Here is a 13,331-nt window from a genome sequence, read left to right as displayed (position 1 = left end):
ATGGACACGCCTGGAAAGGGACCCCCCGATGACCATCCTGCACGTCGAGCACGCCGGCCACGACCACGTCCACCGCGAGGGCTGCGGGCACGCGGCGGTCCCGCACGGCGACCACATCGACTACGTGCACGAAGGGCACCTGCACCGGGCCCACGACGGCCACTTCGACGAGTGCGAAATCGCCGGCCACGTGCCGCACACCGGCCACGACCACGCCCACGGCGACGGCTGCGGCCACGTGGCGGTGCCCCACGGCGACCACGTCGACTACCTGCACGACGGGCACCGCCACGCGACCCACGAGGACCACTACGACGACCACTGACCCGTTCAGCCGAGCGGGATCACGACGGTGGCCTGTCCGCCGGAGGACTCGACGGCCAGGGTCAGCACCCGGGTCTCCGCCGGCGGTCCGGGTTCGAACGTGCGCCGCTCCACGAGCAGGCCGTGCGATCCGGACCCGCCACCCCCGCCGCCCCGGTACTGGGTTCCGGCGTCGTCCCAGCCGCGCCAGTGGGTCCGCAGGGCGAAGTGCTCGCGCACCCGGCGCGGATCGACGCCACCGTGCGCAAGGGTCAGGACGACGAACGTCGACCACACCTCCAGGCTCACCAGGTCCGCCGTAAGCGCGCCGACCTCGAGGACGCGACCTGCCAGCGAAACCACCTGCCGCAGCACCGGTGCCGGCGGCTCTTCGATCGCCTGCCGCCACTCGGGTCGCTCGGTCCCCACGCGCCTGGCCACCGCCTCGCCGCCGGTCGAAATCGCCGTCGAGGCCGAGGCCTCCGCGTGCACGACCGTGAGCCGGCCGGACCGCCGCAGGGTCTCGTCCAGGTCGGCGAGGATCCGGTCGGCGTCCTCCTGCCGCAGAGCCCCCGCGGCCACCAGGCCGATCGCCACCCCGCGGATCTTCTGCCGATCGAGAGAACTTCGCCTGCCGCCCTCCGGCTGCCCCGGCCTGCGCCCAGGCCGTCGGAAATCAGTTTCTCCAGATATCCCCGCCCGTCCATGCCGTCATTCTTCCGCCGCGGTCAATGGATTTGGACCGGCTCCCATTCCGGGAACGGGTCCGGTCCCGTGGCGACCTCGCCGAGGCAGTCCCGGAGCGCGGCCAGGAGGGCGTCGCCCGCCAGGTCGATGCCGATGAACACCAGTTCCTGCCGCGGTTCGGCCGCCACGCCCTGGGGTTCGAACCGGGCCACCGTGCCCGCCTGCGACCACAGCCCGCTCACCCCGGGCCGCGACGCCAGCGCGAAGAACCCTTTCGACCGCAGCACCGTTCCGAATTCGCCGGAATCCAGCCGCCGCGTGACGAAATCCCACAGCCGGGCGGGGTCGAACGGCCGGGAAGCGCGGAACACCACGCTGGAGATGCCGTACTCCTCGGTCTCCGGGACGTGGTCGCCGTTCAGCTCGGCCACCCAGCCCGGTGCCTCCTGCGCCCGGACGGCGTCGTACCGGCCGGTTCCGAAGACCCGCTCCAGCGGCACCTGCCCGAAGCGGCCCGTGACGACATCGGCGGCCGGGTTGAGCCGTCGCAGCGTCGCCACCAGCCGGTCGGTATCGGTGGCCAGGTCCGTCTTGTTCAGCAGCAGGACGTCGGCGAACTCGACCTGGTCGACCAGCAGGTCGCTGACCGTCCGTTCGTCGTCCTCGTACTGGTCCAGCCGGCGCTCCGCCAGGGAGTCGCCGGCCGCCAGTTCGCGGGCGAAGTTCGCCGCGTCCACCACGGTCACCATCGTGTCGAGGTGGGCGACCGTGTCCAGGAACGTGAACGTCGCGGCCACCGGCATCGGTTCGGAGATGCCGCTCGACTCGATGAGCACGTGGTCGAAGCGGTCGTCCGCGCACAGCGCCGCGACCTCCTCCAGGAGGTCTTCCCGGAGGGTGCAGCAGATGCACCCGTTGGTCAGTTCCACGAGGCGCTCCTGCGACCGGACCAGCGCGGCGTCGATGTTGACCTCGCTCATGTCGTTGACGATCACCGCGACCCGCAGTCCCGCCTTGTTGGCGAGGATGTGGTTGAGCAGTGTCGTCTTGCCCGCGCCGAGGAAGCCGGACAAGACCGTGACCGGAACGCTCACGAGTGGAAGTGCTTCATCAGCCGGCGCGGGACGAGCTGGACCTTGCCGTCGACCTTGATCGGCACCAGGTCGGGCACGGCGGCCTTCCACTGAGCCCGCCGGGATCGCGTGTTGCTGCGCGACATCTTGCGCTTGGGGACGGCCATCAGCGGGTGCCCCGCTTCCCGTAGCGGCGGTGGAACTTCTCGACCTGGCCGGCGCTGTCCATGATCCGCTGGGTGCCGGTCCAGAACGGGTGCGACCACGAGCTGATGTCGACGATGACGAGCGGGTAGGTGTTTCCGTCGGACCACTCGACGGTCTTCTCGGAGGTGATGGTGGAGCGGGTCAGGAAGGCGTCGCCGGTCGACGAGTCCTTGAACACCACCGGGTGGTAGTCGGGGTGGATGCCGGGTTTCACTGGTCTTCCTTTCGGTTGGCCGCGGTCGCGTCGTGCCGCGCCGGGTCGGTTTCGGTGTCCTCGCACGGTTCTTCGTGCCAGTCGCCGAACGGATCGGGGTAGTGCGCCCACGCTTCGGGACCGGCCGCCAGTTCTTCGTCGGTGAGCAGCGCCCCGCGCAGGGCGGCCGCGACCTCGTCGGGCGTCGCCTGGTCGGTGACGACGACGAGCTCCTGGGCCCGGTCGCCGTGCACCGGGTCCCAGCGCAGGGACGCCAGCGTGCGGCGCTCGGGGGAGACGTCCGTCCACTCCGGACCGTCCGGCGACGCGAGCCACGGCCCGGCGTGGCCGAGGCCCAGCCCGCCGCCCGCCGACTCGATCCAGAACGCGACGTCGGGCCGGCTGGCCACCCACGCGCGCCCGCGGGTGCGGACGACGCCGTCGAGCAGCACGTCGAGCGCGTCGTGCAGCCGTTCCGGGTGGAACGGCCGCCGCGCGGTGAAGGTGAGCAGGGCGATGCCGCAGTCGCCGTACAGGGGCGGTTCGCCGCGCAGCAGGGCGCCGTGCATGTCGGTGACCTCGCCGCGCCGGGCGTCCGCCGGAACCGCGTCGAGCACGCGGTGGCCGTCGACCCGGGCGAGCTCGACCCGGGGGATGGACGGCGCCACCCGGTCGAGCACCGCGGACGCCTTCGCGGCGCTCCACGCGTCGGCGGCCGCGCCGGCCAGCACGAGGACGTCGGCGAACTCCACCTGCGACAGCGCGACCTGGGCGACCGTCCGTTCGTCCTCGGGGCTGCCCTGCAGGTTCCGGTCGGCGAGCTCGTCGTCGCCGGTCGCGTCGGCGAGCCAGGTCGCGCGGTCGACGACGGTGAGGACGGCCCGCAGGTCGACGTCGTCGCTCACCGGGTGACCGCCGACCAGGACGTTCCGGATCGCCCAGCTCACCGGCTCCGGCTCCATGGCCTCGTCGAGCCGGACGACGATCCGGCTCACCTCCGGGCGCCGGGCCAGCTGCCGCAGCAACGGGAGCAGGTCCTCCCGCAGGGTGCACGACACGCAGCCGTGGGCCAGCTCGAGCACGGTCAGCTCGTCGCACTCGCCGAGCCGCAGCCGGCGGCGGACGACGCCGGAGCGGATCTCGCGCAGGTCGTGGTGGACGACGGCGGTGCCGGGCGCCGTCGCGCGCAGCAGCTCGGCCAGCTCGGCGTTCGGGCCGGCGGCGAGCCCGTTGACGAGGACGAGCGGAACGCGGGGGTGAGGGGTCACTGCGGCTCCAGGAATACGGGAGGGGTACGGTGCGTAGAGTAGATGACAATGAAAATCACTATCAACTCGGGAGGGTCCTTGTCCGCCGTCTGCCAGGTCACCGGCCGCAAGCCGGGCTACGGCAAGCAGGTCTCGCACTCCCACCGCCGCACGTCCCGGCGGTGGGAGCCGAACCTGCAGAACCGTCGCTACTTCGTGCCCGGTGCGGGCCGCTGGGTGCGGCTGCGTGTCTCCGCCAAGGGCATGAAGACGATCGACAAGCGCGGCATCGAGGCCGTCGTCGCCGAGCTGAAGGCGAAGGGGGTGAAGCTGTAATGGCGAAGAGCACCGACGTCCGGCCGGTCATCAAGCTGCGGTCCACCGCGGGCACCGGCTACACGTACGTGACCAAGAAGAACCGCCGGAACGATCCGGACCGGATGGTCCTGCGCAAGTACGACCCCGTGGCGCGCAAGCACGTCGAGTTCAAGGAAGAGCGCTGATGGCCAAGAAGTCGAAGATCGCGAAGAACGAGCGGCGGAAGGTGATCGCCGCGCGGTTCGGTGAACGCCGTCGCGCGCTCAAGGCCGTCATCGCCTCGCCCGGCTCGTCGGCCGGGGACAAGGCCGCGGCGGTCGTCGCGCTGCAGAAGCTGCCGCGCGACGCGAGCCCGACGCGGATCCGCAACCGCGACGTCGCGGACGGCCGTCCGCGCGGTTACCTGCGGAAGTTCGGGTTGTCGCGGGTCAAGATGCGGCAGGCCGCGCACCGCGGTGAGCTGCCCGGCGTCGCGAAGTCGAGCTGGTGAGCCGGATGCCGAAGCCGCACCGCGACCGTCCCGCCAAGCGCAAGGTGAACCTGCTGCGCGCCAACAAGATCGCGCAAGTCGACTGGAAGGACGTCGATCTGCTGCGGAAGTTCATCTCCGACCGCGGCAAGATCCGGGCCCGCCGGGTCACCGGATTGACGCCGCAGCAACAGAAACAGGTCGCCACGGCGATCAAGAACGCCCGCGAGATGGCCCTGCTGCCGTACCCGGCCGCGGGCCGCGCGAGCTGAAATTCGAGTGCGCGCACACCGGGCGGTGCGCGACCATGGGCGTCCGAAAGGGGGCGTCGCGAGAAGGATGTCCTGACAACCAGGAGGTCCGCGCTTGCACGCCCAGCTCACGGTCACGCCCGCCCGGCTGCCCGAGCTCCTGCTCACCACCGCCGTCGTGCGGCCGGTGTTCCTCTGGGGCGCGCCCGGGATCGGGAAGTCCTCGCTGGTGCGCGACTTCGCGGCTTCGCTGGGGCTCGAGTGCGTATCGCTGGTGGGCACCCAGCTCGCGCCCGAAGACCTCATCGGCGTCCCGCAGATCGTCGACGGCCGCAGCCGGTTCTGCCCGCCGGAGCAGATCGCCCGCGACGAGCCGTACTGCCTGTTCCTCGACGAGCTGAACGCCGCCGCGCCCGACGTCCAGAAGGCGTTCTACTCGCTCATCCTCGACCGCCGCATCGGCTCGTACGAGCTGCCGCCGGGCTCGGTCGTGATCGGCGCCGGCAACCGCGCCACCGACCAGGCCCTGGCCCGGCCGATGGCCTCGGCCCTGGTCAACCGCCTGGTGCACGTCCACCTGCGCGCCGCGCCGGGCGACTGGCTCGCCTGGGCCGCCGGGAACGGCATCCACCCCTGGGTGATCGAGTACCTCACCCAGCGCCCGGACCACCTGTGGAGCCCGCCGCCGAAGACCGAGGAGCCGTTCTCGACGCCGCGGTCGTGGCACATGCTCTCGGACCTTCTGCACTCCGCCGGCGACCCGGCCGACGACGAGACGGTCGCGCTGCTGGCGTACGCGACGCTCACCCCGGCACACGCCGGCGCCTTCCGCGCGTACCTCAAGGTGGCCCGGCACGCCTTCGACCTGGAGGCGATCCTCAAGGGCGACGCGCGCTGGCCCGCCGAGCCGGGCGATCGCGACCTGCTCTACTTCCTCGCCGAGACCTTCCGCGCGCGGCTGGGCAAGGACCTGCCCGCGGACAGGCGGCACGCGTCGGCGGCCGTGCGCCAGTTCGCCTTCCGCGCGAAGAGCCTGCTCGTGGAGCTGGCCGAGATCTCCCTGGAGATGGCGCAGCTGGTCATCGCCGACGACGAGGCCGGGAACCCGCGGCTGCCGTCGTGGTTCCTGGTCGAAGCGGCCCGTGACCTCCCCCGGCTGGTGGCGGCGCGCGCATGAGCAGTGCTCGCGTCGAAGCCCAGCGCCGCGAGCGCCGGAGCAAGGCGATCGAGGACGGCTGGGCCGAGGTCCGGTCGAACACCGTCCTGGATCACCTGGCCCGCGGGGCGAGCCTGAGCAAGGAAAGCCTGACCGGCGTCGGCCGCTGGGCCGTCGTCACCGACCGCGGCGTCATCACCCCGAACCGCGCTCGCGACGCCGAACCGGGCGAGTGGGCCTGGGTGTTCGCGCACCTGCTGCTGCACCTCGGCCTCGGCCACCTCGACGACGACCGGCTGACCGAGGCGGAGGCGGTCACCCCGGGCCGCGAGGTCGACCCGGTCTACGCCGCCGCGTGCTGCGTCGCCGTGCACCGGTTCGCCGAGGCGATCCACGTCGGGACACCGGTGCTGGACCTGCCCGAACTGCCCGGCACCGAGGAGCCGGCACTGACCCGGGCCTGGCGGGAGGCGGGCGTGCCGGCGCCGTTCACCGACCTGGGCACCGGCCGGCCGTGCCTGGCGCTCGCGGAGCCGATGTCCCGCTGGCAGCTGCAGTACCACGGGAAGCCGGAGCCGTGGACCGAGCGGTTCGCCCGCGGGCTGATCGCCTCGGCTACCGAGGCCATGGAACGGGCCGCCGACGCGCGTGGCCAGACCCGGCACCGCCGGGCGATGGGGGAGTGGGACCGCGCCCTGGCGTGGTTCGTCTCGTCGTTCCCGCTGCTCGGGGCGGTCGCCGCCGGGTTCACCCTGGTCGTCGACGCCGAGGTCGTCCGCGCCTGGGACATCGCCCTGGCCGCGGTCGACGCCGAACACGGCGAGGTCTACGTCAACCCGGCGGCCGCGCTGACCGCCGAGGAGCGGCGGTTCGTGCTGGCCCACGAGATGCTGCACGCCGCGCTGCGGCACGACCGCCGCGCGCTGGGCCGCGACCCGTACCTGTGGAACGTCGCCTGCGACTACGTGATCAACGGCTGGCTGGTCTCGATGGGCGTCGGCGAGCTGCCCCACGGCTGCCTGCACGACCAGCAGCTCACCGGGATGTCCGCGGAGTCGGTGTACGACACGCTGACCACCGACATCCGGCGGGCGCGCAAGCTGCTGACCCTGGGCTCGCGCGAAGCCGGGGACGTGCTGGGCGACTGGCTGTCCGAACCGGACGCGGTGCAGCGCCGGGCGTCGCGGCGGGCCGGGGCCAAGCCCCGGCCGTGGCGCGACGGCGACCGGGCCGGCGGGGTCGACCTCGACGAGTTCTACCGCCGGGCCCTCACCCAGGGCCTCGAGTACCACCACGCCCAGGGCCGCGGGCTGCTGCCGGCCGGGCTGGAACAGGAGATCCGGGCCCTCGACCACCCGCCGCTGCCGTGGGACGCGCAGCTCGCGCGCTGGTTCGACGAGCACGTCCGGGTGGAGCTGCCGGTGCGCAGCTACGCGCGGGCGTCCCGCCGCCAGTCGGCGACGCCGGACATCCCGCGCCCGGGCCGCGTCCGCCCGGAACGCCTCGACCGGCGCGTCACCTTCGGCGTGGTGCTGGACACCTCGGGGTCGATGAACGCCGAGCTGCTGGGCAAGGCCCTGGGCGCGATCGCGTCGTACGCGCTGGCCCGGGACGTCCCGGCGGCGCGCGTGGTGTTCTGCGACGCCGTCGCCTACGACGCCGGGTACCTCGCGGTGGAGGACATCGCGGGCCGCGTCAAGGTCCGCGGCCGCGGCGGCACGGTCCTGCAGCCCGGCGTCGACCTGCTCCAGCGGGCGGACGACTTCCCGGCCGACGGCCCGATCCTGATCATCACCGACGCGCAGTGCGACCACGTCCGGTCGCGCCGGGAGCACGCGTACCTGGTGCCGCGGGGCGCGCGGCTGCCGTTCGTAGCCCGCGGGCCGGTGTTCCGGGTGGCGTGACCCACGCTGGGCTGGCGTCCGGGTGAACCGCCAATAAACTCCCGGCCATGGACGACCCGCACTACCTTTCCGGCCTCCAGCTCACCGGCCGCCGTGTCGTGATGATCGGCGGCGGTTCCGTGGCCCAGCGCCGCCTGCCCCGGCTGATCGGCGCGGGGGCCCGCGTCGAACTGGTGTCGCCCCACACGACGCCGTCCGTGCAGGGGATGGTGGACGCGGGCGAGCTCGTCTGGCACGAACGCCCCTACGCTTCCGGTGATCTTCGCGACGCCTGGTACGCGCTGGCCTGCACGAACGATCCCGACGTGAACGCGGCCGTCTGCGCCGAGGCCGAGCGGGAGCGGGTGTTCTGCGTCCGTGCCGACGAGGGCGAGTCGGGTTCCGCGGTGACGCCCGCGTCGGGGCGCCACGGTGGCCTGCTGTTCGGCGTGCTCTCCGGCGGCGAGCCGCTGCGCTCGGCCGCGGTGCGCGACTCGATGCTCGACGGCCTGCACAACGGCACGATCGAGGACGGCCGCCGGCCGCACCCCGAGGGCACGCTGCCCGGGGTGGCCCTGGTCGGCGGTGGCCCGGGCGACCCGGAGCTGATCACGGTCCGCGGCCGGCGCCTGCTGTCGCGCGCGGACGTCGTCGTGGTGGACCGGCTGGCCCCCCGCGAGCTGCTCGACGAACTCGCGCCGGAGGTGGAGATCGTCGACGCGGCGAAGATCCCGTACGGCCGCGCGGCCAGCCAGGACGTCATCAACAGCACGCTGATCGAGCGCGCCAAGGAGGGCAAGTTCGTCGTCCGCCTCAAGGGTGGCGACCCGTACCTGTTCGGCCGCGGCTTCGAAGAGGTGCTGGCCTGCGCCGAGGCGGGCGTCCCGGTGACGATGGTCCCGGGCATCACGAGCGCGTTCGCGGTCCCGGCGGTGGCGGACGTGCCGGTCACCCACCGCGGCGTGGCCCACGAGGTGGTGGTGGTCTCCGGCCACGTCGCCCCGGGCGACGACCGGTCCCTGGTGGACTGGGAGCTGCTGGCCCGGATGAAGGGCACGATCGTGCTGATGATGGGCGTGGAGCGGCTCCCGCAGTTCGCGAAGGCGCTGCTGGACGGCGGCCGCCCGGCGGACACCCCGGTGGCGATCATCGAGGACGGCACGATGCGCACCCAGCGCAGTCTCCGGTCCACCCTGGACACGGTGGTGACGGACGCGGCGGCGTCCGGAGTCCGCCCGCCGGCGGTGATCGTGATCGGCCCGGTGGCCGGCCTCGCACCCCTGTCCTGAGGCAGCACGCGCGAGCCGTAACTCGCGTGACTGAAGCCGGAACTCGCGTGACTGAGGCCGTAACTCGCGTGATCCGGCCCGGATCACGCGAGTTACGTGTTCAATCACGCGAGATCCGCCTCTGATCACGCGAGATCCGGGAAGGAATCCGGTGGGCGGCGGCGAGGATCGCGTCGGCGACTTCGGCCAACGGCCGGGTGCCGTCGAGGATCGTCGCGCCGAGCCGCCGGTAGGCGGACTCGGTGCCGGCGTTGTCGTCGAGTGCCGCCGCCAGTTCCTCCGGGTGCTTGCCGAAGCTGTTCGTCGTGCGGGTCAGGAGCCGGTGGCGGAGCGTTTCGTCGTCGACCACCAGGCAGATCACGAGGTCGAAGAGATCGGCCACGTCGCCCGCGTTCTCGGGGCAGCCGCAGAAGAACGCGATCTCCCTGGCCGTCCTCGCCGCCAGTGCTTCGACCTTCACCCGGCTGATCCGCCACCCGAAGCGGTCGAGCCAGCCCGCCGGCACGGGGTCGGGCGGATCGGTGACGACCTGTCCGCTCGTCCGGTCCGCCCAGTGGTGGTAGCCCTCCCCGTCCGCGTCGGCCGCGAGCTCGCCCCGGGCTTTCAGGAGCGCGCAGACCGCCGACTTGCCGGCCCCGGCGTTGCCGGTCACCCACACCAAAGGCATGGGCGAAGCATTTCAGTCCTCGTAGCAGCTCGCCGCGAAATCGCGGATCGCGTCCGAGAGCCGGGTCGGGTCGAGCCGGAGCTCGACCGGACTGCGGGCCTGGACGAACTCCGCGTCCGGCATGTCGACCGCCAGCGAGTCCGCGTCACCGAACGGGTGGATCGGGTCGCCCTGGTGGCCGATCACCAGCGCGCGCGTCGTGATCTTGCGGCGGACCGACTTCGGCGGCGCGATCCGGCCGAACAGCACCCCGTGCAGCAGGGCCGCCATCGGGGCCGGGCGCTGGGACAGCGTGTCGGTGACGACGTCGACCCACTGGTTGCCGTGCGGGACCACCGACGCCGCCAGTGCCACCGCCTGCACCGTGAACGGCAGGAACCGGGCCGCCATCAGCAGCGGCGCGAACGTGACCAGCCCGGCGACGATCGCGTTGTCCAGCACCGGCATCTCGACGATCAGCCCCCGCGCCCGCGACGGGTCCCGCACCGCCACTTCCAGCGAGACGTTCGCCCCCAGCGACGTCCCGCCGATCACGGCGGACGACACCTCGAGGTGGTCCAGCAGGGCCAGGGTCTGCTCGGCGAACGAGGGCATCGAGTACAGCCACGACTCGGTCGGCCGGTCGGAGTCGCCGTGGCCGAGCAGGTCGAGGGTGATCACCCGGAAGCCCGCGCGGGCCAGCCGGCGCGCGAGGGGCGCGTGCATCCGGCGGGTCAGCATGATGCCGTGGGTGAGGACGACGACCTTGTCGCCGCTGCCGAACTCGGTGTACCAGAGCCGGTGTCCCTCGTGGTCGAACGAGCCGGTCAGCTCGATCGGGCGGGAGGCCCGCCGGACGGGGGCGGCAGGGGGTTCGGGGTCGATCGCGGTCGCGCTGGCCGGGCTCATGTCCCACCGTCCTCCCCGGTCGTGGTGTGAGTCTCTTTCAGGAAAGCATCCCCCGACCAGGTTGGCACAGTGACGTCGGGAATCAATTGACAAGGTGCCAATGGCGGGTCCGCGTGGGCATGGGTCAAGATGACCCCATGACCGCTACTGCTGACAGTCTGCCCGACCTCGTGTCCCTCAAGGTCGACGTGGACGGCCCTGTGGCCGAAGTGACGCTCCTCGGCCCGTCGAAGGGCAACGCGATGGGCCCGGACTTCTGGCGCGAGCTGCCCCTGGTGTTCCGCGCGCTGGACGCCGACCCGCAGGTCAGGGCCGTGGTGCTGACCGGCAGCGGCAAGCACTTCTCCTACGGTCTCGACCTGCCCGCGATGATGGGCGACTGGGCGCCGATGCTGGGCGGGGACAGCCTGGCCGGCCCGCGGACGGCGTTCCTCGACCAGGTCCGGTCGCTGCAGGCGGCGGTCAGCTCCATCGCGGAATGCCGCAAACCGGTCGTCGCGGCCGTGTCCGGCTGGTGCATCGGCGGCGGGGTCGACGTCATCGCGGCCGCCGACGTCCGGCTGGCCGGCGCCGACGCCAAGTTCAGCGTCCGCGAAGTCCGGGTCGCCATCGTCGCCGACCTCGGCAGCCTGCAACGGCTCGCCTCGATCATCGGCGAGGGGCACCTGCGGGAGCTCGCCCTCACCGGCAAGGACGTCGACGCCGCCCGCGCCGAGAAGATCGGCCTGGTCAACGACGTCTACGAGAACCAGGAAGCCCTGCTGAAGGCCGCGCGCGAACTCGCCGGCGAGATCGCTGCGAACCCGCCGCTGGTGGTGCAGGGTACGAAGCAGGTACTGGCGGCGAACACCGAGCGCCAGGTCGCCGACGGCCTCCGGTACGTCGCCGCCTGGAACTCGGCGTTCCTGCCCAGCAAGGACCTCGGCGAGGCGGTCCAGGCCTTCATGGAGCGCCGCCCGCCCGAGTTCAAGGGCGAATGACGGAGGAGGGCAGCGTGACCGCTTCGGAAGTCCACCACGCGTTCCGCGTCGCGCGGGACTACCTGCAGACCCATCGCGAGGACTACGACACGGCGTACCGCGATTTCGCCTGGCCGGAGTTCGACGAGTTCAACTGGGCGATCGACTGGTTCGACGTCGTCGCGCACGACCCGGACAACGCCGAGCGGGACGCGCTGTGGATCGTCGAGGAGGACGGCCGCGAGAACCGCTGGACGTACCCGGAGCTGTCGGGGCGGTCCAACCAGGTCGCCAACTGGCTGCGCGGCCTCGGCGTCCGCCGCGGCGACCGGCTGATCCTGATGCTGGGCAACCAGGGCGAGCTGTGGGAGACGATCCTCGCGGCCATCAAGCTCGGCGCCGTGATCATCCCGGCGTCGACGCTGCTGGGCCCGGCCGACCTGACCGACCGCGTCGAGCGCGGCGCGGCCAAGCACGTCGTGGTCCGCTCGGTGGACGCGCCGAAGTTCGACGGCGTCGAGGGCGGCTACACGCGGATCGCGGTGGGGGAGCCGGTCGAGGGCTGGCAGCCGTACTCGGCCGCGTTCGCCGAGTCGCCCGAGTACGCCCCGGACGGCCCGACGAAGGCCGCCGACCCGCTGCTGCTCTACTTCACGTCCGGCACGACCGCGAAGCCGAAGCTGGTGCAGCACACGCACGTCTCGTACCCGGTGGGCCACCTGTCCACGATGTACTGGATCGGGCTGGAACCCGGCGACGTCCACTTGAACATCTCCTCGCCGGGCTGGGCGAAACACGCGTGGAGCAACTTCTTCGCGCCGTTCAACGCCGAGGCGACGGTGTTCCTCTACAACTACAGCCGGTTCGACGCGGGCGCCTTGCTGGCGCAGATGGACCGCTGCGGCGTGACGAGCTTCTGCGCGCCGCCGACCGTGTGGCGGATGCTCATCCAGGCCGATCTGACGGCGCTGAAGACACCGCCGAAGAAGGTCGTCGGGGCGGGGGAGCCGCTCAACCCCGAGGTGATCGAGCAGGTCCGGAAGTCGTGGGGCGTCACCATCCGCGACGGCTTCGGCCAGACCGAAAGCAGCGTCCAGATCGCGAACACGCCGGGCCAGGACGTCGTGCCCGGCTCGATGGGCCGCCCGCTGCCCGGCTTCGTGGTGGCGCTGGTCGACCCGGTCAGCGGCGAGCGCGCCACGGAGGGCGAGATCTGCCTGGACCTCGCCCACCGCCCGGTCGGCCTGATGACCGGCTACGCGGACGACGACGACCGCACGTCGGCCGCGTTCGCCGGCGGCTTCTACCACACCGGCGACGTCGGTTCGATCGACGAACGGGGCTACCTCACCTACGTCGGGCGCACCGACGACGTGTTCAAGGCGTCGGACTACCGCATTTCGCCGTTCGAGCTGGAGAGCGTCCTCATCGAGCACGAGGCGGTGGCCGAGGCGGCGGTCGTCCCGGCCCCCGACCCGATCCGGCTGGCGGTGCCCAAGGCGTACGTCGTGCTGGCGTCGGGCTTCGAACCGGACGCCGCGACCGCCCGGTCGATCCTGGCGTACTGCCGCGAGCACCTGGCGCCGTACAAGCGGATCCGGCGGCTCGAGTTCGCGGAGCTGCCGAAGACGATCTCGGGCAAGATCCGCCGCGTCGAGCTGCGGGGCCGCGAGAGCGACCCGAAGCGGCCGGAGGGCACGGAGTACCGCGAGGAGGACTTCCCCGACCTCAAGTCCTGACG

Annotated in this window: 17 protein-coding genes; 10 read left to right on the top strand and 7 right to left on the bottom strand. The window is 72.3% G+C overall.

The annotated features are described in order from the left end of the window. Positions 1-28: 28 nt before the first annotated feature. Positions 29-325 (top strand): hypothetical protein, encoded by a 297-nt coding sequence (locus QRY02_RS15165; protein WP_285992158.1) that lies wholly within the window; start codon positions 29-31, stop codon positions 323-325. A gap of 5 nt (positions 326-330) precedes the next feature. On the opposite strand, the gene QRY02_RS15160 is transcribed toward QRY02_RS15165, so the two are convergent. The 5 genes from QRY02_RS15160 to mrf all read right to left on the bottom strand — a co-directional run bounded on the left by QRY02_RS15160 (position 331) and on the right by mrf (position 3,731). Further along, complete coding sequence (locus QRY02_RS15160) at positions 331-900, bottom strand: hypothetical protein (RefSeq protein WP_285992157.1); 570 nt, start codon at positions 898-900, stop codon at positions 331-333. Between the two features lie 131 nt (positions 901-1,031). Beyond that, positions 1,032-2,084, bottom strand: coding sequence for a GTP-binding protein (locus tag QRY02_RS15155; protein WP_285992156.1), 1,053 nt, complete (start codon positions 2,082-2,084; stop codon positions 1,032-1,034). Continuing rightward, positions 2,081-2,230 carry a 50S ribosomal protein L32 gene (rpmF, locus tag QRY02_RS15150; RefSeq protein ID WP_285992155.1) on the bottom strand — a complete coding sequence of 50 codons (150 nt, stop codon included), beginning with the start codon at positions 2,228-2,230 and terminating at the stop codon, positions 2,081-2,083. The genes QRY02_RS15155 and rpmF overlap by 4 nt, the downstream gene beginning before the upstream one ends. After that, complete coding sequence (locus tag QRY02_RS15145) at positions 2,230-2,484, bottom strand: type B 50S ribosomal protein L31 (protein WP_285992154.1); 255 nt, start codon at positions 2,482-2,484, stop codon at positions 2,230-2,232. The genes rpmF and QRY02_RS15145 overlap by 1 nt, the downstream gene beginning before the upstream one ends. Beyond that, positions 2,481-3,731 carry a ribosome hibernation factor-recruiting GTPase MRF gene (mrf, locus tag QRY02_RS15140; RefSeq protein WP_285992153.1) on the bottom strand — a complete coding sequence of 417 codons (1,251 nt, stop codon included), beginning with the start codon at positions 3,729-3,731 and terminating at the stop codon, positions 2,481-2,483. Before mrf ends, QRY02_RS15145 begins: the two co-directional genes overlap by 4 nt. Positions 3,732-3,809: 78 nt before the next feature. On the opposite strand from mrf, the gene rpmB reads away from it, so the two are divergent. From rpmB to cobA, 7 genes are all read left to right on the top strand, one after another. Beyond that, positions 3,810-4,046 carry a 50S ribosomal protein L28 gene (rpmB, locus tag QRY02_RS15135; protein ID WP_285992152.1) on the top strand — a complete coding sequence of 79 codons (237 nt, stop codon included), beginning with the start codon at positions 3,810-3,812 and terminating at the stop codon, positions 4,044-4,046. Then, positions 4,046-4,213 carry a 50S ribosomal protein L33 gene (gene rpmG / locus QRY02_RS15130; protein ID WP_285992151.1) on the top strand — a complete coding sequence of 56 codons (168 nt, stop codon included), beginning with the start codon at positions 4,046-4,048 and terminating at the stop codon, positions 4,211-4,213. The genes rpmB and rpmG overlap by 1 nt, the downstream gene beginning before the upstream one ends. Further along, on the top strand, positions 4,213-4,518 hold the full coding sequence (gene rpsN / locus QRY02_RS15125) for a 30S ribosomal protein S14 (protein ID WP_285992150.1): 306 nt from the start codon (positions 4,213-4,215) through the stop codon (positions 4,516-4,518). Before rpmG ends, rpsN begins: the two co-directional genes overlap by 1 nt. Beyond that, positions 4,515-4,769, top strand: coding sequence for a 30S ribosomal protein S18 (gene rpsR, locus QRY02_RS15120; RefSeq protein ID WP_285992149.1), 255 nt, complete (start codon positions 4,515-4,517; stop codon positions 4,767-4,769). Before rpsN ends, rpsR begins: the two co-directional genes overlap by 4 nt. A 94-nt stretch (positions 4,770-4,863) precedes the next feature. After that, complete coding sequence (locus QRY02_RS15115) at positions 4,864-5,925, top strand: ATP-binding protein (protein WP_285992148.1); 1,062 nt, start codon at positions 4,864-4,866, stop codon at positions 5,923-5,925. After that, complete coding sequence (locus tag QRY02_RS15110; protein ID WP_285992147.1) at positions 5,922-7,808, top strand: vWA domain-containing protein; 1,887 nt, start codon at positions 5,922-5,924, stop codon at positions 7,806-7,808. The genes QRY02_RS15115 and QRY02_RS15110 overlap by 4 nt, the downstream gene beginning before the upstream one ends. Positions 7,809-7,855: 47 nt before the next feature. Beyond that, complete coding sequence (gene cobA / locus QRY02_RS15105) at positions 7,856-9,076, top strand: uroporphyrinogen-III C-methyltransferase (RefSeq protein WP_285992146.1); 1,221 nt, start codon at positions 7,856-7,858, stop codon at positions 9,074-9,076. A gap of 100 nt (positions 9,077-9,176) precedes the next feature. On the opposite strand, the gene QRY02_RS15100 is transcribed toward cobA, so the two are convergent. Next, entirely contained in the window at positions 9,177-9,743 is a 567-nt protein-coding gene (locus tag QRY02_RS15100; RefSeq protein ID WP_285992145.1) for a DEAD/DEAH box helicase family protein, read from the bottom strand. Between the two features lie 12 nt (positions 9,744-9,755). Then, positions 9,756-10,631, bottom strand: coding sequence for an alpha/beta fold hydrolase (locus tag QRY02_RS15095; RefSeq protein WP_285992144.1), 876 nt, complete (start codon positions 10,629-10,631; stop codon positions 9,756-9,758). A gap of 137 nt (positions 10,632-10,768) precedes the next feature. Between QRY02_RS15095 and QRY02_RS15090 the strand changes: the two genes are divergently transcribed. After that, on the top strand, positions 10,769-11,611 hold the full coding sequence (locus QRY02_RS15090; RefSeq protein ID WP_285992143.1) for a crotonase/enoyl-CoA hydratase family protein: 843 nt from the start codon (positions 10,769-10,771) through the stop codon (positions 11,609-11,611). A gap of 14 nt (positions 11,612-11,625) precedes the next feature. Beyond that, on the top strand, positions 11,626-13,329 hold the full coding sequence (locus tag QRY02_RS15085; protein WP_285992142.1) for an AMP-binding protein: 1,704 nt from the start codon (positions 11,626-11,628) through the stop codon (positions 13,327-13,329). Positions 13,330-13,331: the final 2 nt, after the last annotated feature.

This window comes from Amycolatopsis sp. DG1A-15b (assembly GCF_030285645.1).
Classification (GTDB): Bacteria; Actinomycetota; Actinomycetes; order Mycobacteriales; family Pseudonocardiaceae; genus Amycolatopsis.
Note: the sequence above shows the minus strand (reverse complement) of the source record. Positions and strands in the feature narration are given on the sequence as shown.

Coding starts and splice junctions, on each gene's coding strand:
- rpmG (WP_285992151.1), top strand. CDS start 4,046: ATGGCGAAGAGCACCGACGTCCGGCCGGTCATCAAGCTGCGGTCCACC.
- rpsN (WP_285992150.1), top strand. CDS start 4,213: ATGGCCAAGAAGTCGAAGATCGCGAAGAACGAGCGGCGGAAGGTGATC.
- QRY02_RS15090 (WP_285992143.1), top strand. CDS start 10,769: ATGACCGCTACTGCTGACAGTCTGCCCGACCTCGTGTCCCTCAAGGTC.
- QRY02_RS15110 (WP_285992147.1), top strand. CDS start 5,922: ATGAGCAGTGCTCGCGTCGAAGCCCAGCGCCGCGAGCGCCGGAGCAAG.
- QRY02_RS15100 (WP_285992145.1), bottom strand. CDS start 9,743: ATGCCTTTGGTGTGGGTGACCGGCAACGCCGGGGCCGGCAAGTCGGCG.
- QRY02_RS15165 (WP_285992158.1), top strand. CDS start 29: ATGACCATCCTGCACGTCGAGCACGCCGGCCACGACCACGTCCACCGC.
- cobA (WP_285992146.1), top strand. CDS start 7,856: ATGGACGACCCGCACTACCTTTCCGGCCTCCAGCTCACCGGCCGCCGT.
- QRY02_RS15095 (WP_285992144.1), bottom strand. CDS start 10,631: ATGAGCCCGGCCAGCGCGACCGCGATCGACCCCGAACCCCCTGCCGCC.
- rpmF (WP_285992155.1), bottom strand. CDS start 2,230: ATGGCCGTCCCCAAGCGCAAGATGTCGCGCAGCAACACGCGATCCCGG.